This window comes from Actinomyces sp. (assembly GCF_030524025.1).
GTDB lineage: Bacteria > Actinomycetota > Actinomycetes > Actinomycetales > Actinomycetaceae > Actinomyces.
The window spans coordinates 66,987-91,233 of sequence record NZ_JAUNHI010000003.1; the positions used below are offsets into that span (position 1 = coordinate 66,987).

The 24,247-nt window shown below is 72.0% G+C and carries 19 protein-coding genes and 1 pseudogene; 14 read left to right on the forward strand and 6 right to left on the reverse strand.

Features of this window, described 5'->3' with window-relative positions; translation table 11 throughout:
* Window positions 1–17: 17 nt before the first annotated feature.
* Window positions 18–1,898 carry a translation elongation factor 4 gene (gene lepA / locus Q4C85_RS02365; RefSeq protein WP_303139158.1) on the reverse strand — a complete coding sequence of 627 codons (1,881 nt, stop codon included), beginning with the start codon at window positions 1,896–1,898 and terminating at the stop codon, window positions 18–20.
* A gap of 216 nt (window positions 1,899–2,114) precedes the next feature.
* On the opposite strand from lepA, the gene Q4C85_RS02370 reads away from it, so the two are divergent.
* From Q4C85_RS02370 to Q4C85_RS02425, 13 genes and pseudogenes are all read left to right on the forward strand, one after another.
* Window positions 2,115–2,618 carry a DedA family protein gene (locus Q4C85_RS02370; protein WP_303139160.1) on the forward strand — a complete coding sequence of 168 codons (504 nt, stop codon included), beginning with the start codon at window positions 2,115–2,117 and terminating at the stop codon, window positions 2,616–2,618.
* Between the two features lie 245 nt (window positions 2,619–2,863).
* Window positions 2,864–4,558, forward strand: a complete 1,695-nt coding sequence (locus Q4C85_RS02375) for an anthranilate synthase component 1 (RefSeq protein WP_303139162.1) — start codon at window positions 2,864–2,866, stop codon at window positions 4,556–4,558.
* 1 nt (window position 4,559) lies between these two features.
* Window positions 4,560–5,243: an aminodeoxychorismate/anthranilate synthase component II gene (locus tag Q4C85_RS02380; protein ID WP_303139165.1), complete on the forward strand. Its 684-nt coding sequence runs from the start codon at window positions 4,560–4,562 to the stop codon at window positions 5,241–5,243.
* The gene (gene trpD / locus Q4C85_RS02385) at window positions 5,240–6,361 is read left to right on the forward strand and encodes an anthranilate phosphoribosyltransferase (RefSeq protein ID WP_303139167.1); all 1,122 of its coding nucleotides are present in this window, start codon (window positions 5,240–5,242) and stop codon (window positions 6,359–6,361) included. Before Q4C85_RS02380 ends, trpD begins: the two co-directional genes overlap by 4 nt.
* Window positions 6,358–8,589 (forward strand): tryptophan synthase subunit beta, encoded by a 2,232-nt coding sequence (trpB, locus tag Q4C85_RS02390; protein ID WP_303139169.1) that lies wholly within the window; start codon window positions 6,358–6,360, stop codon window positions 8,587–8,589. Before trpD ends, trpB begins: the two co-directional genes overlap by 4 nt.
* Window positions 8,586–9,443, forward strand: a complete 858-nt coding sequence (gene trpA, locus Q4C85_RS02395; protein WP_303139171.1) for a tryptophan synthase subunit alpha — start codon at window positions 8,586–8,588, stop codon at window positions 9,441–9,443. The genes trpB and trpA overlap by 4 nt, the downstream gene beginning before the upstream one ends.
* Before the next feature lie 181 nt (window positions 9,444–9,624).
* Window positions 9,625–11,187 carry a hypothetical protein gene (locus tag Q4C85_RS02400; protein ID WP_303139173.1) on the forward strand — a complete coding sequence of 521 codons (1,563 nt, stop codon included), beginning with the start codon at window positions 9,625–9,627 and terminating at the stop codon, window positions 11,185–11,187.
* Between the two features lie 125 nt (window positions 11,188–11,312).
* Window positions 11,313–11,819: a type II toxin-antitoxin system PemK/MazF family toxin gene (locus tag Q4C85_RS02405; RefSeq protein ID WP_303139175.1), complete on the forward strand. Its 507-nt coding sequence runs from the start codon at window positions 11,313–11,315 to the stop codon at window positions 11,817–11,819.
* Between the two features lie 465 nt (window positions 11,820–12,284).
* Window positions 12,285–12,464: pseudogene (locus Q4C85_RS11730) on the forward strand (lactococcin 972 family bacteriocin); the annotation flags it as partial.
* 67 nt (window positions 12,465–12,531) lie between these two features.
* Window positions 12,532–14,520, forward strand: coding sequence for a hypothetical protein (locus tag Q4C85_RS02410; protein ID WP_303139177.1), 1,989 nt, complete (start codon window positions 12,532–12,534; stop codon window positions 14,518–14,520).
* The gene (locus tag Q4C85_RS02415) at window positions 14,517–15,200 is read left to right on the forward strand and encodes an ATP-binding cassette domain-containing protein (protein ID WP_303139179.1); all 684 of its coding nucleotides are present in this window, start codon (window positions 14,517–14,519) and stop codon (window positions 15,198–15,200) included. The genes Q4C85_RS02410 and Q4C85_RS02415 overlap by 4 nt, the downstream gene beginning before the upstream one ends.
* A gap of 194 nt (window positions 15,201–15,394) precedes the next feature.
* Window positions 15,395–15,655 (forward strand): 30S ribosomal protein S20, encoded by a 261-nt coding sequence (gene rpsT, locus Q4C85_RS02420; protein WP_303139181.1) that lies wholly within the window; start codon window positions 15,395–15,397, stop codon window positions 15,653–15,655.
* A 188-nt stretch (window positions 15,656–15,843) separates the two neighbouring features.
* Complete coding sequence (locus tag Q4C85_RS02425) at window positions 15,844–17,331, forward strand: DUF1846 domain-containing protein (RefSeq protein ID WP_303139183.1); 1,488 nt, start codon at window positions 15,844–15,846, stop codon at window positions 17,329–17,331.
* 51 nt (window positions 17,332–17,382) lie between these two features.
* On the opposite strand, the gene holA is transcribed toward Q4C85_RS02425, so the two are convergent.
* From holA to Q4C85_RS02450, 5 genes are all read right to left on the reverse strand, one after another.
* On the reverse strand, window positions 17,383–18,417 hold the full coding sequence (holA, locus tag Q4C85_RS02430; RefSeq protein WP_303139184.1) for a DNA polymerase III subunit delta: 1,035 nt from the start codon (window positions 18,415–18,417) through the stop codon (window positions 17,383–17,385).
* A 3-nt stretch (window positions 18,418–18,420) separates the two neighbouring features.
* The gene (locus tag Q4C85_RS02435) at window positions 18,421–20,052 is read right to left on the reverse strand and encodes a ComEC/Rec2 family competence protein (protein ID WP_303139185.1); all 1,632 of its coding nucleotides are present in this window, start codon (window positions 20,050–20,052) and stop codon (window positions 18,421–18,423) included.
* Window positions 20,049–20,813: a ComEA family DNA-binding protein gene (locus Q4C85_RS02440; RefSeq protein ID WP_303139187.1), complete on the reverse strand. Its 765-nt coding sequence runs from the start codon at window positions 20,811–20,813 to the stop codon at window positions 20,049–20,051. Before Q4C85_RS02440 ends, Q4C85_RS02435 begins: the two co-directional genes overlap by 4 nt.
* 102 nt (window positions 20,814–20,915) lie before the next feature.
* Window positions 20,916–21,743 carry a DegV family protein gene (locus Q4C85_RS02445; protein WP_303139189.1) on the reverse strand — a complete coding sequence of 276 codons (828 nt, stop codon included), beginning with the start codon at window positions 21,741–21,743 and terminating at the stop codon, window positions 20,916–20,918.
* A gap of 41 nt (window positions 21,744–21,784) precedes the next feature.
* Window positions 21,785–22,342, reverse strand: coding sequence for an ankyrin repeat domain-containing protein (locus tag Q4C85_RS02450; protein ID WP_303139191.1), 558 nt, complete (start codon window positions 22,340–22,342; stop codon window positions 21,785–21,787).
* 116 nt (window positions 22,343–22,458) lie between these two features.
* On the opposite strand from Q4C85_RS02450, the gene Q4C85_RS02455 reads away from it, so the two are divergent.
* The gene (locus Q4C85_RS02455) at window positions 22,459–24,231 is read left to right on the forward strand and encodes a helicase HerA-like domain-containing protein (protein WP_303139193.1); all 1,773 of its coding nucleotides are present in this window, start codon (window positions 22,459–22,461) and stop codon (window positions 24,229–24,231) included.
* Window positions 24,232–24,247 lie beyond the last annotated feature (16 nt).

Here is a 24,247-nt window from a genome sequence, read left to right on the forward strand (position 1 = left end):
CCTCGTACCCCCTGGCTCTACCGGCTGTCCTTGCCCGAGGGCTGGTCCGCACCCAGGGCGGCGATGAAGGCCTCCTGGGGAACATCGACCCGCCCGATGGCCTTCATGCGCTTCTTGCCCTCCTTCTGCTTCTCCAGCAGCTTGCGCTTGCGGGAGATGTCCCCGCCGTAGCACTTGGCGAGCATGTCCTTGCGCAGCGCCCGGATCGTCTCGCGGGCGATGACCCGGCTACCAATGGCCGCCTGGACCGGGACCTCGAACTGCTGGCGCGGGATGAGCTCCTTGAGGCGCTTGGTCATCATGACGCCGTAGGAGTAGGAGGAATCCCGGTGGACGATCGCCGAGAAGGCGTCGACCTTCTCGCCGTTGAGCAGGATGTCGACCTTGACCAGGTCGGCGCTCTGCTCGCCGTCGGGCTCATAGTCCAAGGAGGCGTATCCCCGGGTACGTGACTTCAGGGCGTCGAAGAAGTCGAAGACGATCTCGGCCAGGGGCAGGGTGTAATGCATCTCGACCCGCGACTCCGACAGGTAGTCCATGCCCTGCATCGTGCCCCGCCGCGACTGGCACAGCTCCATCACCGTGCCGACGTACTCACTGGGGGTCAGGATCGTGGCGCGTACGACCGGCTCGCGCACGTCGAGCACCTTGCCCGAGGGGAGCTCACTGGGATTGGTCACCGTGTGGACGCTCTTGTCCTCCAGGGTGACCTCGTAAACCACCGAGGGCGCCGTGGAGATGATGTCGAGGTTGAACTCCCGCTCCAGGCGCTCACGGATGATCTCCAGGTGGAGCAGCCCCAGGTACCCGCAACGGAAGCCGAAGCCCAGGGCCACCGAGGTCTCGGGCTCGTAGGTCAGAGCGGCGTCGTTGAGCTTGAGCTTGTCCAGGGCGTCGCGCAGCGCGGGGAAATCGGAGCCGTCCACGGGGAACAGCCCGGAGAAGACCATCGGCTTGGGGTCCTGGTAGCCCGACAGCGGCTCGGCCGCCGGGGCCAAGGCCCGCGTCACCGTGTCACCGACCCGGGACTGGCGCACGTCCTTGACCCCGGTGATGAGGTAGCCGACCTCCCCGGCGCCCAGGCCGGTCGTGGGCACCGGCTCGGGGCTGATGACGCCGATCTCCAGCAGGTCGTGGACCGCGCCGGTCGACAGCATCTCGATGCGCTCGCGGGCGGTCAGCGCCCCGTCGACGACACGCACGTAGGTGACCACGCCCCGGTAGGTGTCGTAGACCGAGTCGAAGATCATCGCGCGGGCGGCGCCCTCGGGCTGCCCCGAGGGGGGCGGGACCGCCTCGACGATGCGGTCGAGGAGCTCGGGCACCCCCTGGCCCGTCTTGCCCGAGACCCGCAGGACCTCCTCGGGGTCGCAGCCGATGATCGAGGCGATCTCGGCGGCATGCCGCTCCGGGTCGGCGGCGGGCAGATCGATCTTGTTGAGCACCGGGATGATCGTCAGGTCGCCCTCGATGGCCATGTAGAGGTTGGCCAGGGTCTGGGCCTGGACCCCCTGGGCAGCGTCGACCAGGAGCACGGCGCCCTCGCAGGCGGCCAGCGACCGGCTGACCTCGTAGGAGAAGTCGACGTGGCCGGGGGTATCGATCATATTGAGGGCGTAGGCGGTGGTCGTGCCATCCGCCGCGGTGACGGCCCAGGGCATGCGCACCGCCTGGGACTTGATCGTGATCCCGCGCTCGCGCTCAATGTCCATGCGGTCCAGGTACTGGGCGCGCATGTCCCGGGGGGCAACGACGCCGGTGGCCTGGAGCATCCGGTCCGCCAGCGTCGACTTGCCGTGGTCGATATGGGCGATGATCGAGAAGTTCCGGAGCTGGGCCTGGGCCGTGGCCGCCGGGGCGACGCCTTGGGCCTGCGCGGGCGTGGGGATGGGTGACACGTCGGCCTTCCGTCTGAGGTCTGCTCATGCTGGCGCCCGCCGGCGGCCTCGGCCTGGCGGGCGCGCAGCGGGCAGGATCTGCGCACAGTGTCCCATGAGCCGCACCCGGGGGACGACGGCGCACCCCGGCCACGGCACAAGGTCACACGGGCGCCGCTCCGGGGACCGTAGGCGGCGTCGCCCCGGCACCTACCGACTTAGGCTAGCCTGACCCGCATGATGCACCGGATCGGAGACCTGCCCTACACCTGGGTGTTCCTGCTGTTCTGGTCGGGAGGGATGATGCGCTCCAACACGATCTACTGGATCGGCCGGAGCATCACGGCCGGAACCGCCCGCAGCAGGTGGTCCACGATGCTCGACTCCCCCATGTACCTGACCGCCCAGTCCTGGACCGCACGCTGGGGCGTCCTGGCCGTGCCCCTGTCCTTCCTGACCATCGGCCTCCAGAGCTTCATCCAGCTGTCGGCCGGTGTGGCGCGCATGCCCCTGCGCCGCTACGTCCCCGCCACCGCCGTGGGCGCCGTCGCCTGGGCCACCATTTACACGACCATCGGCATGGCGGTCCTGGCCGCCTGGTACTCCAGCCCGGCGGGCCGCGTGGTCTCCGTGGTCCTCGTGGGCGTCGTCATCGGGTCGGTCATCCTCCAGCGCCGTCGCGCCGAGGAGGCCGCCCGCGCCCGAGGGCATGCGAGCCCCGTGGGCTCGGGCGCCCGGTAGCCCGCAGCCCTGCCGAGGGTCCCGGCATACGGACATACGGGGGCCGATTGGGAGCTGGTGTCGGGCCCGGGCTACAGTGGGCCTATGACAGCGCGGCACCTCACCTGGTGGTGGCTCCCCTCAGGGCGAGCCACCTCATCGTCGCGCTAGAACGCACCGGCTCGCTCACCGCGGGCCACCTCGGCACCATGCGTGAACGGCCCGCCTGACCACCGATCTGTGGAAGATCTCAGGAAAGAGGCCCCATGGCAACCACGCCACCCGCAGTGCTGACCCGCATTGTGGCCTACCACGCCGACGGCGGCGCCCTCCTGCAATCCCTGGCCCGTCAGGGCGTCCTGCGCACCGTCGCCGCTCAGGGCCCCGCCGACCGCCCCGTCGACTGCCTCCTGCTGGAGAGCGCGGACATCACGACCAAGGCGTCGCGTACAACAATCGCCGTGCTTGAGGCCTCCACCCGCCTGACCTGCCAGGGTCAGGAGGTCCTCCTCGAGGCTCTGCCCGGGGCCCCGGCCGACGGCCTGGCGGCCCTGGCACGCGTCCGGGAGGCGCTGCCCGAGCACATCGTCGAGGACTCCCCCGGGTGCCTGCGCCTGGAGATCCCCGCGCCCCCGGAGGACAGCGGCCTGGAGGAGCGCGAACGGCTGAGGTCCGTGTCGACCATCGAGCCGCTGCGGGTGCTGGCGGCCGCCGACGTCGACCACCCCCACCTGCCCCTGGAGGCGGGCGTCGTCGCCTTCGACTACCTGGCGACCTTCGAGTCCCTGCCCGAGGTCGCCCGGGGCGCCAACACCTGCCCCGACTACCTCTTCTACGACGCCCGCATCATCCTCGTGGTCGACCACCCCACCGCCGAGGCGACCCTCGTGGGCGCCTCGGCGGACCCCCAGGCGCTGGCGGCGCGCATGGAGGAACTGGCGAGCGCCATCGACTCGGCCGAGTCGGCCGACTCGACCCGATCCGTCCCGCCGGTCAGCGGCGATCCGGGCGATCGGACCGTACGGGCCCTCCCCACGGTCTCGGACGCCGGCTTCGAGGCGGTCGTGGAGCGGATGAAGGAGCACATCGCCGCCGGCGACGTCTACCAGGTCGTGCCCTCCCGGGGGTTCACCCTGCCCTGCCCCGACGCCCTGGCCGCCTACCACCGGCTGCGCGAGTCCAACCCCAGCCCCTACATGTTCTACCTCGCCGCCCCCGACTTCGAGCTGTTCGGTGCCTCCCCCGAGTCGGCGCTGCTGCACTCGGCAGTATCGGGCGAGGTCGCCATCCGTCCCATCGCCGGCACCCGACCCCGGGGCCTGAGCCCCGACGGCTCGGTCGACCACGAGCGCGACACCCGCCTGGAGCTGGAGCTGCGCACCGACGACAAAGAGGTCGCCGAGCACGTCATGCTCGTAGACCTGGCCCGCAACGACGTCGCCCGCGTCAGTGTGCCGGGCAGCCGCCGGGTGGGCGACCTGCTGCGCGTGGACCGCTACAGCCGGGTCATGCACCTGGTCTCAGAGGTCTCCGGGCGCCTGGCCCCCGACCTCGACGCGCTCGACGCCTTCCGCGCCTCGATGACGATGGGCACGCTGACCGGCGCCCCCAAGCTGCGTGCCGCCGAGCTCATCCGCGACGTCGAGGGCGTGCGCCGCGGCTCCTACGGCGGGTCGGTGGGCTACTTCCGGCGCGACGGCGAGCTGGACACCTGCATCGTCATCCGCGCGGCCTTCGTGCACGAGGGCACCGCCCTCGTCCAGGCCGGTGCGGGCGTCGTGTCGGACTCGGTACCCGCCGCCGAGGCGGCCGAGACCATCCACAAGGCCTCGGCGGTCCTCGAGGCCGTGGCGGCGGCCCAGGGCGCCAGGCTCGTCATCGGCCCCCGACCGGGCTGCGAGAACGCCGCCGGCAAGGACAGCACAGGCAGCACACACAGCACAGACAGCGAGGTGGCCTGACATGCGCGTCATCCTGCTCGACAACCGCGACTCCTTCGTCTACAACCTCGTCGACCAGTTCGCCTCCCTGGGCACGGGCATCGAGGTCTACCGCAACACGGTTGCTCCGGACACCGTGCTGACCGCGCTGGAGCCCACCGCCGAGGAGTCCGCCCAGGGGCTGCGCCCGGTGCTGTGCCTGTCGCCCGGGCCCGGACACCCCCAGGGCTCCGGATGCCTCATGGACCTGGTGGCCGCCGCCCTCGAGCGCTCGATCCCGACCCTGGGCATCTGCCTGGGCTTCCAGGCCATCGTCGAGGCCTGCGGCGCCAGGGTCGACCGTGTCGGCCCGGTCCACGGACGCTCGGTGCGCGTCGAGGTGACCGCCGCGGGCCGGACCGACCCCGCCTTCGAGGTGCTGGCCGGCGGGCCCCTGGACGTCGGCCGCTACCACTCCCTGGGCACCCGCGAGCTGCCCCGTGACCTGGTGCCCCTGGCACACACCCTCGACGGGGTCGTCATGGCCGCCCGTCACCGCAGCGCCCCGGTCGTGGGCCTGCAGTTCCATCCCGAGTCGGTGCTCACGCCCCAGGGCCCGGGGATCCTCAAGTCCCTGACCGCCGACCTCACCCGGGCCGCAGGCGCGCACTGCGCCCCGACCGGACCCAGCCCCATGCCGACCACCAGCCCCGGAGGATCACGATGACCGCCGACTCCACTGAGACCACCACGACCAACGGCACTGGGCAGTCCGGGCAGTCCGGGCGGCCGGGCCGATCCCCCGCCGTCGCCGACGCCCAGGACGCCCACCGACTCCTGCGCTCGGTCATCCAGGGTAGGCGCCTGACCCAGGAGGAGACCGGCGTCGTCTTCGCCGCCCTGGGTGCAGGGGACCTGTCCGAGGCGGAGACCGCCGCCCTCCTGGCCGCTCTGCACGCCCGCGGGGAGACTCCCGAGGAGCTGGCCGGCGCGGCCGGCGCCTTCCGCGCCGCCGCTAGGCCCTTCCCGGAGGTCACCTTCCCCCTGGTCGACGTCGTGGGCACGGGGGGCGACGGCGCCGGGACCATCAACATCTCGACCGCCGCCGGGATCGTGGCCGCCTCGATGGGGGTGTCGGTAGCCAAGCACGGCAACCGGGCTGTGTCCTCGCGCACGGGGGCGGCCGACGTCGTCGCCGCACTGGGCCTGCCCCTGGACCTCGAACCCCAGCGGGCCGTCGAGATCCTCGCCCGCGACCACTTCACCTTCCTGTTCGCCCAGGCCTACCACCCGGCCATGCGCCACGTCGCGCCGGTGCGCCAGGCGCTCGCCACCCCGACGATCTTCAACGTCCTGGGCCCGCTGCTCAACCCGGCCCACCTGACCTACCAGCTCATGGGCGTGGCCGACCCCGCCATCCTCGACATGATCGCCGAGACGATGGTGTGCCTGGGCCGCAAGCGCGCGCTCATCGTCCACGGCGCCGGCACCGACGAGATCGCCGTCCACGGCACGACCCTCGTGCGCGAAGCCACTCCCCGCGGGGTCAAGGCCTACACGGTCGACCCCGAGGACCTGGGCGTGTCCCGCTACGACCTGTCCGATCTCGAGGGCGGCGAGCCGCAGGACAACGCCCGCCTCCTGCGCGAGGTGTTCGCCGGAGGGGGCGCCCAGGCGCACCGCGACGCCATCGCCGTCAACGCCGGAGCCCTGCTCTACCTGGCCGGTCCCGCCGACGACCTCGCCGACGGCACCCGCATGGCCCTCGAGCAGCTGGCCAGCGGCAGGGTCGGCGCCCACCTGGAGTCCATGACCACCGCCGCCCAGATCGAGGAGGAGCGATGAGCCCCGTCACCAGGCCGCAGGACGGGGCACGCCCCGAGCGCCTGCCCGTCGAGGCCCGCCTCATCGCCACCGGCACGGTCCTGGACTCCATCGTCGAGGGGCGCCGCGCCCGCCTGCCCGAGCTGCGCGAGCGCTTCGGCCACCTGCGCGCCGCGGACCTGCCGCGCTCCGAGCGCTCACTGGCCCGGGCCCTGCGCACCCGCACGGGCCCGGGCGCCATCGAGCAGCCGGCGCTCATCATGGAGTGCAAGGCCGCCTCCCCCTCGCGCGGGACCCTGCGCACCGCCTACGACCCGGCCGAGCTGGCCCGCGCCTACGCGCCCCACGCCGCCGCCGTGTCCGTGCTCACCGAGCCTGACCGTTTCAACGGCTCCTTCGAGGACCTCGCGGCCGTGCGCGGCGAGGTCGACGTGCCCGTGCTGTGCAAGGACTTCATCGTCGATGAGGTCCAGGTGCTGGCCGCCCGCTCGCTGGGCGCCGACGCGATCCTGCTCATGCTCTCGGTCGTGCCCGACGACGTCTACCGCGAGCTGGCCGGGCTGGCCGAGTCCCTGGGCATGGACGTGCTCACCGAGGTGTCCACGCGCGAGGAGATGCGCCGCGCCGCCGCCCTGGGGGCACGGGTCATCGGCATCAACAACCGGGACCTGCGCACCCTGGCCACCGACATCGCTCGCACCGAGGAGCTCGCACCCCTCGCACCGGCCGGTGTCGTGCTCGTCGGCGAGTCCGGTGTCCACGAGCCCCAGGACGTGCGCCGCCTGGCCGGGCTCGTCGATGCCCTGCTCGTGGGCTCGGCCCTGTCGAGCGCCCCCGACCCGGGCGCCGTCGCGCAGGCCCTGGCCGCGGCCGTCGAGCCCCGCCGCGAGCGGGGGGAGGCCGGGCGGGCCCACGGCGACCACCACCACCCGCGTCTGAGCGCCTACTACGGCCAGTACGGGGGCCAGTACGTCCCCGAGCTGCTCATCCCCGCCCTCGACCAGCTCGAGGACGCCTTCATCGAGGCCCAGGCCGACCCGTCCTTCGCCGCCGAGCTCAACGAGCTGCTCCACCGGTACCTGGGGCGGCCCACGCCGGTCACCGAGCTGCGCAACCTCCCCCGGGAGGGCAATGCCCGCATCTTCCTCAAGCGCGAGGATCTCGTCCACGGCGGGGCCCACAAGGGCAACCAGGTCCTGGGACAGGCCCTCCTGGCCCGCCGCATGGGCAAGTCCCGGATCATCGCCGAGACCGGCGCCGGGCAGCACGGCACGGCCACCGCCATGGTCTGCGCCCTGCTGGGGCTGGAGTGCACGATCTACATGGGCGCCACCGACGTCGTGCGGCAGGCCTCCAACGTCGAGCGCATGGAGCTGATGGGGGCACGGGTCCTCCCCGTGGCCTCGGGGGCCGGCACCCTCAAGGACGCCGTCAACGAGGCCCTGCGGGACTGGTCGGCCTCCTTCCACGACACCCACTACCTCCTGGGCACGGCCGCCGGCGCCCACCCCTTCCCCACCATCGTCCACGAGTACCACCGCTGCATCTCCGTGGAGGCGCGCGCCCAGATCCTTGAGATGACCGGACGCCTGCCTGACGAGGTCATCGCCTGCGTGGGCGGGGGCTCCAACGCCATCGGCATGTTCTCCGAGTTCGTCGCCGACCAGGGCGTGGGCCTCATCGGGGTCGAGCCGGCCGGCGAGGGCCTGGGCACCGCGCGCCACGGCGCCCCGATCAACCAGGGCACGGTCGGCATTCTCCACGGGGCCCGCAGTTATCTCATGCGCACCCCCGACGGCCAGGTCGAGGAGTCCTTCTCCGTCTCGGCGGGACTGGACTATCCCGGTGTGGGGCCCGAGCACGCCTGGCTGGCCGACACCGGCCGGGCCCGCTATGTCGGCGTCACCGACGCCCAGGCCCTCGAGGCCTTCGAGCTGCTGTCGCGGTGGGAGGGCATCGTCCCCGCCCTGGAGTCGGCCCACGCCCTGGCCCAGGCCCTCGCCATCGCCCGGCGAACCCCCGACCACCTCCCGGCACCGCACCTGCTCGTGTGCCTGTCGGGCCGCGGCGACAAGGACCTCGACCAGGTCCGGGCGCTGCGCGGGGGGAGCTTCAGCTCCGACTCCGCCGTCGCCCGCGCGGCCGTCATGGTCGAACAGATGGGCAAACGCACGGAGTACCAGTCGATGACCCAGTCGATGACCCAGCCCGTGCAGCAGCCCGTGACCGGCGAGGAGCCCCGAGGATGACCCGTTACACCGCGATGTTCGACCGCCTGTCCCGCGACGGGCAGGGCGCCTTCGTCCCCTTCGTCATGGTCGGCGACCCGACCGCGGCCCTGTCGGAGGATGTCATCGAGGCGCTCATCGAGGCCGGTGCCGACGCCCTCGAGCTCGGCGTGCCCTTCTCCGACCCGGTCGCCGACGGGCCGACCATCCAGCGCGCCCACATCCGCGCCCTGGAGGCCGGCTCGGACTTCGAGGCCTGCCTGCAGGTCGTGGGCCGTGTCCGGGGGCGCCACCCCGACCTGCCCATCGGCATGCTCATCTACGGCAACGTGCCCTTCGCCCGCGGCCTGGAGGCCTTCTACGCCGACTGCGCCGCCGCGGGCGTCGACTCGGTGCTCGTCCCCGACGTCCCGGTGCGCGAGTCCGCGCCCTTCTCCGCGGCGGCCGCGGCGGCCGGCGTCGACGCGGTCTACATCGCACCGCCGTCGTCATCGGCCCAGACCCTCGACGCGGTGGCCGAGGCCTCCCGGGGCTATGTCTACGCCGTCTCGCGGGTCGGTGTCACGGGCGCCGAGCACGCCTCGTCGACGGCCGGCCTGGCCGAGTCAGTGGCGCGCCTGCGGGCCGACGCCGCCGCGCCGGTCATGCTGGGCTTCGGGATCTCCCGGCCCGAGCAGGTTGCCGAGGCCATCGCCGCCGGGGCCGACGGCGCCATCTCCGGCTCGGCGACCGTGGCCATCATCGAGCGCCACGCCCCGGCGCTCCTGTCGACGGCGCAGGGCGGGGACGACCGAGCCGCCGCCGTGGCGGCCATGGTCGATGAGCTCACGGAGTTCGTCGCAGCGATGAAGGCAGCGACCCTGCCGACCCCCTGAACCCGTCGTCAACAACACGGACCCACCGGCAGGGGCGCAGAGGGGGCGGAGGGGAGCAATACCCGGAGGCGGAACTTGCCCCGCGGTCCTCCGGCGTGTGATGCTGAATCCGGCGGAGTTCCGCATTTCTTGACATTGCTTGACCTGAGCGACAAACCTGACCTCCCTGGAAAGGCTCATCATGCACATTGACACGCCCCGGCCGACTGCGCTGTGGCGCCGTACCCTCGCTTTTCTCCTCGCTACTCCCTTGGCCGCAGCCGCCCTGGCCGTCCCCGCCCAGGCCGACACCCAGCCGCAACCCGTCCCTCTTGACCAGATCAGCGCCTCCGGCTCCTACGACTCGACCTCCGAGGCGTGTCGCGGCTCGGAGGATGCCTCCGACTGCCTGACCTGGGCGGTGGTCGTGCCCGACTCCCTGGCGGCCGAGGACGGCTCGGTGACCGTCACCGTCGAGGCCGACTCGGCGCCGGGCCAGTGGAGCTGGGCCTGCCCGGCCGCCACCCGGGCGGCCGGCACCGCCAGCTTCCTCACCCCCGACAGTCAGACCGGCGGGGTCAGCGTCCTGGCCAGCGCCGAACTGTCCGAGCACTCGACACTCAACTACGGCCTGTACGGGGACTCGGTGGCCTCGATCGACACCGTCGAGTGCACCCCCGAGCACCTGCGGCTGACCGTGAGCGCCGACTTCTCCTACCAGCCGGCGGGCTCTTATCTCACCCTGGACCTCGGCACGGCGGTCCACGCCCCGGGCACCGCCGAACGCAGCTACGACTTCGCCCCGGAGGTCATCGCCTCGACCCGCACCGACTCGGTGACCCCGACGGCCACCGTCCAGAAGAAGGACGCGGCCGCCGCGCAGGTGTCGGTGACCACGAGCCGGGTCGATGATCCCGCCGCCCAGGCCGGCGCCGGGGCCATGGCTATTGAGGCGCGCAACGACTCGGCCTCCGCCCTGACTGACTTCACCGTCTCGCCGGCGGTGACCACCGGGCCGGCCACGATCACCTCGCTGACCTGTGACCTGATCGCCTACGGTGGGCAGGTCGTCACCGACTCCGACCCGGCCGACGGTCTGAGCGTGGCCAGCGGCACCGCCTCAGTGCCCAGCGGGCAGGCCGTCAGCTGCCGGGCCGACCTGGCCGGCGTCGTGGGCCGCAACACGGTGACCACCTCGGTGACGGCGGGCGGCGAGACCTTCACCGGCGCCTACACCGACGACCGCCCGGTCACGAGCACGGCCCTGACCACCGAGTCCCCCACGGTCCAGGTCGAGTCCCTGAGCCCCGGGGCCGATGGCAGCCCGCGCAACTACGTCGCCTTGACCTACACGGTCACCTTCACCAACACGACGGATGCGGCGGGCCGCACCCCCCAGGTGGTCCTCCACCCCCACACGCCCACCGGACTGAGCTTCGCCGGCGTGTGGGCCGCCTGGCAGTGGCAGGAGGGGACCTTCAAGCCCTACAGCGACTTCCTCGTCCCGGAGGCGGACGGCACCCTGCACCTGCCCAACGAGACCGCCCTGGGGGCCTACTCGACGCACACGGTCAGCCTGACCGCCTACTACGACATCGACGTCGCCGCTGTCACGGCGGCGGGAGGCTGGGACCAGCTCGGCGCCTGCGTGGCGGGCGACCCGACAACCGGCCTGACCACCGACGTCGAGGTCACCGCCGGCCCCGGCATCGAGGCCACGACCCACACGACCTGCACGGCCGTGACCCGTCCCGAGGGCCAGTAGGTCCCCGCTCACGGAACCCCGCCACCGGCTCGCCGGCTGACCGCCCCAGGGGCGTCGGCCGGCGAGCCGCCGTTGGTGGCGGCCCCGCGCGGCAGGCTACGTGGCAGGCGCGGTAGGGTCGGGCCATGGCTTCACTGCTCACCCGGGTGCTGGGCGCCCTGACACGCGCCCCCGCCTCTCCCCCCGCGACGGCCCGGCCCGCCTCGAAGCAGGGGGTGGCCGTCTACGACGTGGCGGCGCGAGGGCTGCCCGCCTTCACCTACGCCCCCGACCCCGACGGCCAGGCCGACCCCGGGGAGGTCGTGTGGACCTGGGTGCCCTACGAGGACGACCCCTCCCGCGGCAAGGACAGGCCCGTCCTCGTCCTGTCCCGCCTGCCCGAGGGGTTCGTCGTGGCCCAGATGACGAGCAAGGACCACGACCGCGACGCCGCGCAGGAGGCCCGCTGGGGCAGGTACTGGGTCGATGTGGGCACCGGGGCCTGGGACAGCCGCGGCCGGCCCTCCGAGCTCCGCCTTGACCGCCTCCTCATCGTCGCCCCGACGGCGGTGCGTCGTGAGGGGGCGACGATGAGCCGAGCCACCTTCGAGCGGGTCGTGGCGGCCCTGCGCTCCCACTGTGGAACGCTGTAAACTAGGCAAGAGGCCCAGTCCCCGGTCGCATCATGACCCTGTCAACCGCCCCGCCAGGTCGCCACCCACACCTCTTCGATGGACCTGGGCAGTGGTCTGGTTCGGCCTTGTGGAGCGCCAGACCGTACGACGCGGGGTATTCAAGTCCGTCAAGGACCCCAACACCGAGCTCCGCGCCTACATCGATGGCTGGAACAAACGTTCCCGCCCCTTCACCTGGACCAAGACCGCAGAATAGGTCTGGCCAATGTCAACAATCCCAGAATCGCCAGCTCTCGCCGTTAGCAACGTCATGAAATGAACATCACTTAGAACCATGTTGCTAGCGACATCCGCACTAGTTTCCGTCTCCCACTGGACTGAGCGCCTCATAGCGCATAGAATGACGCCACGCGACACCGCCGTCGCACATGAACTCAAGGAAGGATAGCCTCATGCCCAAACCATGGCTGAGGTACCTGGAAGTACGGGAGAAATTTGACCGTTGTATGGTCCAAGTTCTACCACCCGACCCGGAGGCACGGCTCATCCGTGAAGAACGCGATAGTGACCGTTCGCTCTCCCCTGGTGGGCGCTGGCCAGTGGTCCGTCGCCCAGGTCCGCGCCACTCCAGGCAATAACCAAGCGTTCTACCGGTTCGGATAAGGTACGGGGGTGGTGAACTAGTGTACTGGCTCACCACCCCTATCCCTGATACTGACAGATTGTGAACATGCAACACCTCGTGCGTCTGGTGCACGCCTTCAACCTGCTGCTGCTCATCGCATGCACCGTCATCATCCCCCAGCAGATCACCCCCACCTACTTCCCCGCGGAAGCCTCCGCCTACATCGCCATCGGTGCCAACGGCGTCACCAGCGCCGAGCTCATGAAGACGGCAACCGCCGAGAACGTCGTGCTCGCCCGCGCCCGACACGTCGGTGACAGCCAGACGCGCACCCTGACCATCGAAGTCGTCGGTGACGACCCGAACGCACAAGCGCTGGCCGAGCAGCCCCCGATCGGGCCGATCTTCACCCCGACACCCATCGCCTACGAGCATGTGGCGCCGACCACCGAACCTTATGGGGCCTGGTACGTCATCGGCGACCCTCCCCAGGTGCGCACGTTCCTCACTCGTATCGTTAACACCTACGGCCCGGCAGTGATCGAAAGTGGACTGTTGTCACCAGCCTCCGTGTCCTCCCTCTGGGCCGCATTGCGTCAGTCGCCGCTGGGGATCAGCGCGCTGGCCTTGCAGCCCGCGATCGCGCTGACAGTCGTCCTCAGCGTGATGCGTCGGCCGCAGATCGCACGGATTGCCCTGACCTGCGGTGCCTCACCCACGGCGATCACCGTTGGGACACTGGGCGCCCACCTCGCACGGGCTTCGCGCTGGACCATTCTTCCCGCCGCGGCCGTGCTGCTCATCATCGGTTACGACGTGTACCAGTCGGACGTTCTGAGCGTGCACCGTCTGATGGTCGGCATTCTCCTGACCCTGGTCATCAGCACGGTTCTGGCCACCGCGCTCGCCGCACTACTGGCCTGTACAGTCGTGACCCGTCGCACCCAGGACATCGCGAGTACGGCGACGTCACATCTGACCTTCGCCCTTCTTTATCTCACCTCCCTGAGTCTGGTCTGGTCCTTCGCTCACGCAAGCCCAGCACTGGGCGCCACGATCACCGACGCAAGGGCCACTCACGATCAAGCGCTCGCCCAAACCGAGATGCCCGGCTCCTACTCACCGACCATCTGGTACACGCATGAGGATGTCGTCCAGCAGATCATGCCCCGATGGACCAAGTTCATCAGAGATGAGGAACAGGCGGGCCACGTGCTTCTCGCATGGTCTTTGCCAGACCCCTCGGTCCGGGACGGAGGCACTCCGGCACTGTTTCTCAACAACCAGGCAGCCGCCTTCTTCGGTATCCCGCCCACAGCGGATGACGCCGCCACCATCTACCTCCCGGAGCACCTGGGTGAGACGGATGATGCCGTGGCCGAGCGTGTCGAGTCGCTCTCGCAGTGGGAGCACGGCCTGGGCGCACAGAAAACAGTGGCGGCACATGTTGAGCGGAGTCCGGACGTCTTCACCCGTCTGCCAATGAACCTGCCGGCACTGAGCTATGCGGGGACCGTATCCGGACTGACCTCTCAAGACCATGTCCTGGTCGTCGTGCCCGACGGATTCTTCTCACCCGACAACCAGTTCTCCGCAACCACTCTGGGGGGGCTAGTGCTTCTCGCGGAATCCGATGAGTCTCTGACGGACACCTTAACCTCCTATGGGCTGGACGGGATGGTCGCTGAAATCCGCCAGATCGGCGACGGCGACTCCGCGGTTCTGCGCGCATCGCGCACAACACTGGGCCTGCTGGCCGGGGTCGCGCTCCTGGCGGCCGTGTCTGCCGCAGTGACATCCGCTGTGGCAGCACGTGCGTGGGTGGAGGCCACCCGACGCGCCAGGCGCATCCGTCGCCTCCACGGCCGTGGTCGGGTGCGAGACGTCGTCGTCGGGGTCACCCTCTGTCTTCCACCCGGGCTGCTGCTGCTGCTCGTCGGAGTGACCGCCGACGACGTCACAAGGATGCTCTGTCTCACCACAGCGCTCCTCCTGGCCGTCGTCACCGTGGCCTCGGCGGCCAGTGGTTCACCCGCCCGGTGGCACCACCGCCACACCCGCCAGTCGACTCTCACGCACCTGGATCCTTCATGACCGACATCGTCCTCGCTTCCGACCTGACCATCAGCAGAGGAGGTCGCACTCTTGTCAGCGGCCTGACCCTGGGCCTGTCGGCGGGCTCCGTCACCGCACTGACAGGCCCGAACGGATCGGGCAAAACCACGCTCGCCCGTTGTCTGGGCCTCTACGACCTCGACTTCAACGGGACGGTGAGGGTCGATGACCGTGCCACCCAGACCATATCCGCACGCGAGCTCAGAGCCCTTCACCAAGGGACGATCGTCATCCAGCCCCAGGAACTCATGCTCGAGCCGTCCTGGAGTGCGCTGCGGAACCTGACCTACGCCGCCTGGGCCCTCGGCCTGCCCCGGCGCTGTCGGAAGCGCACGGCGCACGAGGTCCTGGAACGGGTTGGCGCCTCCCACCTGGCCAACACCACCGTTGAGCGCCTCAGCGGGGGCGAACAGGCCCGGATCGCGATCGCTCGCCTCCTGCTGTCCCCGGACCCACGGCTCATGATCCTCGACGAGCCCACGGCCAGCGGCGATCGCGCGCTGCGGGATCTTGTCTCCGACGTCATCCGCTCCACCGTCGGACGCGGCGCAGCAGTCCTGCTCATCAGCCATGACCAGGCGCTAAGGTCCCTGACCGACGTGGAGATCCCTGTGGGGGCCGACGCCTCCGGAGCAGCCGACCGAACGCACCGGAGTTGACGCACCTCACGCCTCCGGCGGGAGGAGCCCCGGTCGGGCGTGATGCTACAGTCTCTCCTTGGACCTCTGGCCTGGCCGGCTGCGGGGTCTGGCGACCGGGCCCCGCCAGGTGCTTCCACCACCGTCCGTCGGCCCGCGACGCGAACCCTCTTTCCGGCCATCGACCATTCAGACACGAGAAAGCTTCACTCACCGTGGCGAACATCAAGTCCCAAATCAAGCGCATCAAGACCAACGAGAAGGCCCGCCTGCGCAACCAGTCCATCAAGTCCGAGCTCAAGACGCATGTGCGCCGCGTCCGCGAGGCCGTCGAGGCCGGCGACAAGGAGGCCGCCGCCGCGCTTCTCAAGACCGCGTGCCGCAAGCTCGACAAGGCCGTGTCCAAGGGCGTCATCCACAAGAACCAGGCCGCCAACCGCAAGTCCAAGCTGGCCAAGCGCGTCAACTCCCTGTGACCCCGCCCGGGGCCGCAAGCGGTCCACGAGCAGTCAAGGAGGGCGTCTCCCGCACGGGGAGGCGCCCTTCGTCACGCCATCGAGGGCCGGACTCGCCGCCGGCGGATGCGCCGAGGCCGGGGGCACGGGGCTACGATGCCCCGGGCCGGGGGACCTCCCGGCCGCAGGAGAGAGGAGCAGGAGTGCCGATGCGCATCGGATTCGACCGGGACAAGTACCTGACGATGCAGTCGGAGCACATCGCCGAGCGCCGCGCCCAGTTCGGGGGCACGCTCTACCTGGAGTTCGGCGGCAAGCTCGTCGACGACATGCACGCCTCGCGCGTCCTGCCCGGCTTCACCCCCGACAACAAGATCGTCATGCTCGCCGAGCTGGCCGACGACGTCGAGATCATCGTGGCGGTCAACGCCAAGGACTTCGCCCGCAACAAGGTCAGGGCCGACCTGGGGACCTCCTACGAGGACGAGGTGCTGCGCCACATCGACGCCTTCCGGTCCTATGGCCTGGAGGTGGGCGGCGTCGTCATCACCCAGTGGACCGATGACAGCCGCCAGGCCCTTGACGTCAAGCGCAAGCTCGACAAGCTCGGTCTGCGGACCTACCGCCACTACCCGATCGCCGGCTACCCCTCCGATGTCTCGCGGATCGTCTCCCCCGAGGGATTCGGGCGCAACGACTACATCGAGACCACCCGCGACCTCGTGGTCGTCACGGCACCGGGACCCGGCTCGGGCAAGATGGCCACCTGCCTGTCCCAGATCTACCACGACCACCTCCTGGGGCGGTCCTCGGGCTACGCCAAGTTCGAGACCTTCCCGATCTGGAACCTGCCGCTGGACCACCCGGTCAACGTCGCCTACGAGGCCGCCACCGCCGACCTCGACGACGTCAACATGATCGACCCCTTCCACCTGGCGGCCCACGGCGAGCAGACCGTCAACTACAACCGCGACGTCGAGGTCTTCCCGGTCCTGTCCCGCCTGCTCGAGCAGATCCTGGGCGCCTCCCCCTACGCCTCCCCCACCGACATGGGCGTCAACATGGCCGGCCACTGCATCAGCGACGACGAGGCCTGCCGCGCAGCCTCCCAGCAGGAGGTCATCCGCCGCTACTACAAGGCGCTGGTCACCGAGAAGCGCGAGATGCTCGAACCGGTCCAGTCCGAGCGCATCGCCCTGCTCATGGGACGCTTGGGCATCTCCACCGAGGACCGTCCGGTCGTGCGCCCGGCCCTCGACCTGGCCGCCGCCACCGATGCCCCCGCCTCGGCCATCGAGCTGCCCGACGGGCGGATCGTGACAGGCAAGACCTCCCCGCTCCTGGGCTGCTCCTCGGCGATGCTCCTCAACGCCCTCAAGGCGCTGGCGGGGATCGACGGCGAGGTCGACCTGCTGGCCAAGGCATCTATCGAGCCGATCCAGACCCTCAAGACCCAGCACCTGGGCTCACTCAACCCCCGCCTGCACACCGACGAGGTGCTCATCGCCCTGGCCGTGTCGGCCAACGGCGACGACAACGCAGCCCGGGCCCTGGCCGAGCTGGCCAATCTGCGCGGCTGCGACGTGCACACCTCGACGATCCTGGGCAGCGTCGACGAGGGCATCTTCCGCTCCCTGGGCATTCAGGTGACCAACGAGCCGGTCTTCGCCACCAAGAGCCTGTACCGCAAGCGCTGAGCCGGACCGCCAGGGCAGTGGCGGGGTGGGGTGGGGTGGGCTGGGGCCGCCTCAGGCCCGCCGGGACCCCCGCCGGCCGCGGCGAGCATCGCAGATCGTGATGACGGCCCGCTCGACGGCGTGGACCGGGTCGCGGCTCTCCCCCTTGACCTCGGCGTCGGCTCGGGCCACCGCGATGATCGCCGCCGCCAGGGCGTCGTCGGACCAGCCCGCGAGCTCGCGCCGGGCGCGGTCGACCTGCCAGGGGGCCATGCCCACGTCCTGGGGGGTCATCCCCCGTCTGCCGCCCATGGCGGCCACGCGTGCGAGTTGGCGGACCTTGAGCGCCAGCGCCGCGACGATCGGCACGGGGTCGGTCCCGGTGGCCACGGCGTGGCGCAGCGCGGTGATCGCCGCGGCGACGTCGCCGGCCGTGGCGGCGTCGGCCACGGTGAAGCCGGTGGCCTCGATGCGCCCGGCGTAATAGGTGTTGACCTGGTCGACGGTGATCGTCCCGGTGGTGTCGGCAACGAGCTGGTCGACCGCCGAGCACAGCTCGCGCAGGTCGGCCCCCATAGCGTCGACCAGTGCGCCCACGGCCTCGGCGTCGATGCGCCGCCCCGCGCGGCGCACATCGGAGTGCACGAGGGCGGCCTTGTCCTTGGGGGACTTGACGGCGGCGATCGAGACCACCGGGTGGGGTGAGGCGGCCAGGGCGTCGAGGAGCCGCTTGCCACGCTGCCCCCCGTTGTGGCGCAGCAGGACCACGACCTCCGGTGCCGGGGCCCCGACGTAGGCCAGCAGGTCGGTCAGGAGGGCGTCGGTCATCTGCTCCAGGTTGGGCACGACGACGACCTTCGGCTCGGCGAACAGCGAGGGTGACACGAGGGTGTCGAGCTGGTGGGACTGGTAGGCGGCCGCCTCGACCCGCACCACCTCGGTCCTGGCGTCCTGGGCCCGGGCCAGGCCGAGCAGCCGGGCCACCGCACGGTCACCCAGGACCTCCTCCCCCGAACGGATGAGCACCAGGGGCGCCAGATCGACCTCCTGCCAGGAGGGTCCTGTGGGTGCGCCGCGGCTCCTGCGCGCTGATCGGGGGCTCGCCATGGGCTAAGCCTGCCACGGGCCGCCGGTCCTCGGGCCGGCGCGTCCCGAGCCCGCCCGCCGCCGCAGACCGAGCAGGACGGCCAGCGTGCCGGCCTCGCAGGCGGCCAGCACCAAGGCGCCTCCCGGGCCGGCCGGCCAGGGGACCAGCGCACCGGGCAGGTCGGCCAGGACCCGGGCGACCGTGACGATCCAGGAGCAGGCCGCGCCCGCAGGCCAGGCCAGGAGGCCGGCGCCCCAGGGCCACCAGGGAGCCACAAGCGCCGCGGCCATCCCCGCCAGGGTGATGAGGGGGACCACCGGGGCGGCCAGCAGGTTGGCGGGCACCGACCACACTCCGACCGTGGGCTGGAGGCCGATGAGGACTGGACCGCAGGCGGCTTGCGCGGCCACGGGCAGGGCCACGGCGGCCGCCAGCGGCCGGGGCAGCCACCGGGGCAGGAGGCTCGTCAGCGGGCCCGTTCCCAGCAGGATGCCCGCCGTTGCCGCCACCGACAGCGTCAGGCCGAGGTCGCGGGCCTGTCGCGGGTCGACCAGGAGGAGGGCGATGACGGCGGCGCACAGGGCGGGCAGGCAGACCGAGCGTCTCCCGGCGGCCACGCCGACCAGGAGGACCGCCCCCATCGTCGCGGCGCGCAGCACCGAGCCGCTGGGCCGCACGAGCACGACGAGGGCGACCAGGAGCACCGCCCCGACGACGGCGCGCGGACGGTGGGGAACGGCGCCCAGCGCGGTCAGCGCCGTTCCCATGACGAGCGCGACGTGCTGGCCGGAGACCGCGGTCAGGTGGGTGAGGTTGACCGTCCGCATGTCCTGGCGCACGGAGGGATGCAGCGCGTGGTCGTCGCCCAGGGCGATCCCGGGCACGAGCTCCTCCGCCCCGGTGGACCAGGAGCCCGCCCCCGGGGCCGTGTCGACCGCCCGGGCGAGGGCCTCGCGCAGGCCAGTCACCCGGCCCAGCGTGCCGGTGGGTGGCTCGAGCACCCGCACACCCGCGTCCCGGCCGACGATCGCCGCGGTGCGCGCGCCCGCGGTGCTCGGCTCGAGGGTGGTGCGCACGCGCACGACCGCACCCATGGGAGCCTCCAGCCAGTCCTGGCCGCCGAGGACGGTCAGGCGCTCGGAGGAGTCGGCGCCGTCGACGGTGGAGACCTCGACCTCGGTGAGCACGGTCGTCGACCGGGCGGAGGTGGTCGTGCGCGGGGTGGCGGTCACGGTGCCCACCACGGTGACGGACCGGCCGTGGGCGACGGCGGCCGTGACGGGGTCGCGCTCCCGCGCCCAGCACGCGCCGGCCGAGACCACCAGGACGGCGCAGGCCGCCACGACGCACACGAGCAGGCCCGCGCATGCCGAGCCCGCGACGTCCCCCTGCGGCGGGCTCGCCCCGGGGCGCGGGTCGAGGCGGTGGCGAGGGATCCGGTGGCGGACCGCGGCCAGGCCCAGGGGCAGGGCCAGGGCGCCCAGCACGAGGGCCGCTGCCGCCGGGGCTCGCCACGATCCGGGGCCCGCCTGGCCGACCGCCCACCACGCCGCCGCCCAGGAGGCGGCCGCCGGCGCCGCCAGGCGCAGGTCGAGGGGCTCGGGTGCGGGCTCGCTCACGGCGTGGAGCGCGGCGGCGCGGCGTCGGTGGGTCACAGGGTCACCGCCTCGCGCAGCGCCTCCATCCTCGTGCTACCGATGCCGGGGACGTCGGTGAGGTCCTCCACCGAGGTGAACGGGCCGTTGGCCTGACGGTGCTCGACGATCCGTGCGGCCAGGGCCGGACCGATCCCCGGCAGTGTCTCGAGCTCGGAGGCCGTGGCCGTGTTGATGTTGACCAGTCCGCCCGGCGCGGAGGAGACGTCCTGGGGCGCGTCCTGGGCCGCCTGGCCGGCGGCACCGGTCGCCCAGGCGCTCACGTCCTCCCCGTGGCGTGGCACCCGCACCTGCTCGCCGTCGGTGAGCACCCGGGCCAGGTTGAGCTGGTCGGTGTCGGCGTCGGCGGTGACTCCCCCCGCCTGCGCCAGGGCGTCGGCCACACGCGATCCCGTCGGCAGGGTCACGACGCCGGGTGCCGCCACCGCGCCGGCGACGTGGACGACGACCGTCCCCGTGCTCGGCACCACCGAGGCACCCGGCGCGGGGTCGACGACGACGGGCCCGGTGGCCTGGGCGCTAGGTGCCGCAGAGGGTGGGTCCTGGGCCTGCGGGGAGGGGTCGGGGCTGATCAGGACGGTGCGCAGGGCCAGCACGATGGCCGCCATGATGAGCAGCAGGCCGGCTCCGATGGCCGCTCGGGGCGCGACCGCAGCCCTGCGGGGGCGCTCGACGGGCTCGGCGGGGTCGGTGGAGCAGGCCAGGCGCACGAGCTCGTCCAGGGAGCGCCTCCCCGTTCTGCCCGCCACGCGCCTGCCCATGACAGCGACGTTAAGGTGGTCCGGGCCCACCGTGCCGGGCGCCTGTGGACACGGCTGCGGCAGGGGTGCGTCAACGGCACCTGTGGAGCACCTGCCGGCCGATCAGCGTGATGGCGCCAGGGCAGGTGCGACGACGATGCCCAGCGCCCCGGGGCCGAGGTGGACCCGGATCGCCTCGTCCACCGGGGACCGCAGAATCGAGTCGACGACCGCGCCGGCCTCGGCCATCGCCTCGGCCAGGTCGTTCTCCAGCGCCCTGCCCTGGGCGGGGTCATCGCCGTAGTGGACCGCCAGGCGCACGGGGGCCGCCGGCGGGCGGGGACCCGTCAGGGCCGTGCCGCCGGCGGCGTGCACCGCCTGGGCGATGAGATGGCGTCGGGAGCGTGCCGCGCCGCGGACGGTCTCGACCACCCGGATGCCGTCCGGGCTCGAGCCCAGCACCGGCCGGATGCCCAGGGCCGACCCCACCAGCGCGGTCGCCCGGTCGATCCGACCCCCGCGGCGCAGGTGGGACAGGTCCTCGACGAGGAAGAACAGGTGGGAGCGGGAGGCCGACTCCCGGGCCAGTGCCGCGCCCGTGCGGGCGTCGCGGGCCTCGCAGGCCGCCAGGACCGCCAGCCCCAGGGCGCCTGCGGAGGCGCCCGAGTCCAGCACCGTGACCGCCTCGCCGACCCGTTCGGCGGCCAGCCGCGCGTTGTCCACGGTGCCCGACAGGACCGAGGCCAGATGCACGGCCAGGACCTCGTCGGCGCCGTCCAGGGCCCGGGCGTAGGCGCCGGCGAGCTCGTCGACCGACGGCCGCGCCGTCGTGGCCGGCTGGGCGCCGTCGGCACCGGGCAGCGCGTGGAGCTCGACGACGCCGATCCCGTGGGCGCGGAGGAGCGCGGGCGGCAGGCAGGCCGCGGAGTCGGTGACAACGGCGAGGCTCATGCCCGCAGCCTAGATCAACCGCTCCGGCAGGTCGGTGCGGCTCAGGCCGGTGAGGGCTGGGTGCGCGCCACACCGGCGCGCTCGGGGCTCGGGCACCGGCCGCGCGAGGCGGTCAGGGGCGAGGGACGATCGCGCAGGCGCAACGGGGCCACCCGTAGCAGGACTCCGTCGACCTGGCCCGTGCGGTTGGTCGTCATCCTGCTCGGATCCGCCCCGCTGGTCAGGAGCAGGTCGACCGCCTCGAGGCCGAGGCTGTCGACCGCCACGTGCAGTGGGGTGGCACCGTTCTTCCGGAGGGCGTCGACATCGGCGCCCAGGCGCAGCAGCAGGGGGATCTGTTGCCAGTAGCGCCAGATGGCCCGCGTGTGCAACGGCCTGCCGCCGCACCGGTCCGCCGCATTGACATCCTCACCGCGCCCGACGAGCCAGCGCACGATCGCATCGGAGCAGGGCGTGAGGTGGAGGACGGACTCCTTGAGCGCGGTCGGCATCCGGGCACCGGTCTCGCAGCGTGCCAGCGCCGCTGCGATCTCCTCGACATCTCCCCGCACCAGGAGCTCACCCATCGTGGCCGGACGGGTCTTGCGGAGTCGTGGCATGAGAGCTTCCAAGGAGCATGGTTGCGTGTTGCGGTGCGGACGCCTCCAGGGTAAGGACGCCCCGGACCGGTCGACGATGGGCAGCGCTGCCCCACCGCGGCACCTACGATGTGCCCATGACTGACGCAGCCGACATCGCCAGGCTCAAGGCCGAGGCGGCCCAGGCGGCGGCCGATGCCGCCGCGGCCAAGGCCGCCGCCGCGCAGGCCGCGCTCGACGCGGCCCTGGCGGCGCAGGCCCCACCACCGCCCCAGAATCCCGTGGTCGAGGGCTACGCCGCCGTCGTGCGCCAGGGGTACTCCTTCGACGGGCCGAGCCTCCCGGTGGGCACCTACCTGTCCTTCCCCTCCCAGGAGGAGGGCGGCGAGCCCCACGCGGTGGCCGGGCTACGGGTCGGGCTCCCCCTGGGCCTGCTCAACCGTCACGCCCTCGTGGCCGGGGCCACCGGAACCGGCAAGACCCGCACGCTCCAGCTCCTGGCCGAAGGACTGAGTGCGGCGGGCGTGCCCGTGTTCCTGTCCGACGTCAAGGGCGACCTGACCGGGCTGGCCGAGCCGGGGACCCCCTCCGACCGGCTCGCGGAGCGCACCAGTCAGACCGGCCAGCCGTGGTCCCCCGTGGGCTTCCCCGTCGAGCTGCTCAACCTGGGAGGAAGCGGCGTCGGCACACCGGTGCGCACCACCGTCAGCGAGTTCGGGCCGGTGCTGCTCGCCCGCGTCCTGGGCCTCAACGACACCCAGACCTCGGCCCTTCAGCTCATCGTCCACTGGGCCGACAGCCAGGGCCTGGCCCTGCTCGACCTGGCAGACCTGCGCGCCGTCGTCGACTACCTGACCGGCTCGGAGGCGGGCAAGGAGGAGCTGCGCTCCATCGGAGGAGTCTCCGCGGCAACCGCAGGGGTCATTCTGCGTGAGATCGCCGCCCTGTCGGCCGCTGGCGGCGACCGCTACTTCGGCGAGCCGGCCCTCGAGGTGGCCGACCTCATGCGCACCGTCGATGGCCGAGGGCTCATCAACGCCCTGGAGCTGGAGGACATCCAGAGCCAGGGCACCTTGTTCTCCACCTTCCTCATGTGGCTGCTCGGTGAGCTCTTCGAGAAGCTCCCGGAGGTCGGCGACCCCGACAAGCCCACCATGGTCTTCTTCTTCGACGAGGCGCACCTGCTCTTCGCCGACGCCTCCAAGGCCTTTCTCGAGGCCGTCACCCGCACGGTGCGACTCATCCGCTCCAAGGGGGTGGGGATCGTCTTCATCACCCAGTCGCCCACCGATGTGCCGGAGGCCGTGCTGGCACAGCTGGGCTCGCGCATCCAGCACGCGCTGCGCGCCCACACGCCGGCGGACGCCGCCGACCTGCGCAAGGCCGTGTCGACCTACCCCACCTCACCCCTCGATCTCACGCAGGTCCTGCCGGCTCTGGGCACCGGCCAGGCGGTCGTCAGCGTGCTCGACGACAAGGGGCGGCCGACACCGGTGGCGCCGGTCATCGTCGACGCCCCGGCATCCGTCATGGGCCCAGCCCGCCAGGAGACGATCGATAAGCTGCTCGCCGGCTCCCAGCTGGCGCCCCGCTACGCCACCACCGTCGACAACGAGTCGGCCGCCGAGCTGCTCGCCCAGCGGCTGGAGGGCCATGCCCGGGCCAAGGAGCGCGCCGAGGCCGAGGCCGCCGCCGCCCGGGCCGCCCAGAAGGAGGCGGCGGCCCGCCAGCGCGAGGCCGAGCGCCTGGCCCGGCAGGCCGAGCGGGACGCCGAGCGCGAGCGCCGCGCGCAGGACAAGGCGGCCGAGCGCCGTCAGCGGGAGATCGACAAGACGATCGGCGCCGTGGGACGCCAGGTGACTCGCGAGATCACCCGCTCGATCCTTGGCAACATCCTGCGCCGCCGCTGACCCGCGATCGGGACTG

What these genes read in the sequence shown, in the direction of transcription:
- Q4C85_RS02370 (WP_303139160.1), top strand. Translation starts at nt 2,115, where the DNA reads ATGATGCACCGGATCGGAGACCTGCCCTACACCTGGGTGTTCCTGCTG.
- Q4C85_RS02375 (WP_303139162.1), top strand. Translation starts at nt 2,864, where the DNA reads ATGGCAACCACGCCACCCGCAGTGCTGACCCGCATTGTGGCCTACCAC.
- Q4C85_RS02380 (WP_303139165.1), top strand. Translation starts at nt 4,560, where the DNA reads ATGCGCGTCATCCTGCTCGACAACCGCGACTCCTTCGTCTACAACCTC.
- trpD (WP_303139167.1), top strand. Translation starts at nt 5,240, where the DNA reads ATGACCGCCGACTCCACTGAGACCACCACGACCAACGGCACTGGGCAG.
- trpB (WP_303139169.1), top strand. Translation starts at nt 6,358, where the DNA reads ATGAGCCCCGTCACCAGGCCGCAGGACGGGGCACGCCCCGAGCGCCTG.
- trpA (WP_303139171.1), top strand. Translation starts at nt 8,586, where the DNA reads ATGACCCGTTACACCGCGATGTTCGACCGCCTGTCCCGCGACGGGCAG.
- Q4C85_RS02400 (WP_303139173.1), top strand. Translation starts at nt 9,625, where the DNA reads ATGCACATTGACACGCCCCGGCCGACTGCGCTGTGGCGCCGTACCCTC.
- Q4C85_RS02405 (WP_303139175.1), top strand. Translation starts at nt 11,313, where the DNA reads ATGGCTTCACTGCTCACCCGGGTGCTGGGCGCCCTGACACGCGCCCCC.
- Q4C85_RS02410 (WP_303139177.1), top strand. Translation starts at nt 12,532, where the DNA reads ATGCAACACCTCGTGCGTCTGGTGCACGCCTTCAACCTGCTGCTGCTC.
- Q4C85_RS02415 (WP_303139179.1), top strand. Translation starts at nt 14,517, where the DNA reads ATGACCGACATCGTCCTCGCTTCCGACCTGACCATCAGCAGAGGAGGT.
- Q4C85_RS02425 (WP_303139183.1), top strand. Translation starts at nt 15,844, where the DNA reads ATGCGCATCGGATTCGACCGGGACAAGTACCTGACGATGCAGTCGGAG.
- holA (WP_303139184.1), bottom strand. Translation starts at nt 18,417, where the DNA reads ATGGCGAGCCCCCGATCAGCGCGCAGGAGCCGCGGCGCACCCACAGGA.
- Q4C85_RS02440 (WP_303139187.1), bottom strand. Translation starts at nt 20,813, where the DNA reads ATGGGCAGGCGCGTGGCGGGCAGAACGGGGAGGCGCTCCCTGGACGAG.
- Q4C85_RS02445 (WP_303139189.1), bottom strand. Translation starts at nt 21,743, where the DNA reads ATGAGCCTCGCCGTTGTCACCGACTCCGCGGCCTGCCTGCCGCCCGCG.
- Q4C85_RS02450 (WP_303139191.1), bottom strand. Translation starts at nt 22,342, where the DNA reads ATGCCACGACTCCGCAAGACCCGTCCGGCCACGATGGGTGAGCTCCTG.
- Q4C85_RS02455 (WP_303139193.1), top strand. Translation starts at nt 22,459, where the DNA reads ATGACTGACGCAGCCGACATCGCCAGGCTCAAGGCCGAGGCGGCCCAG.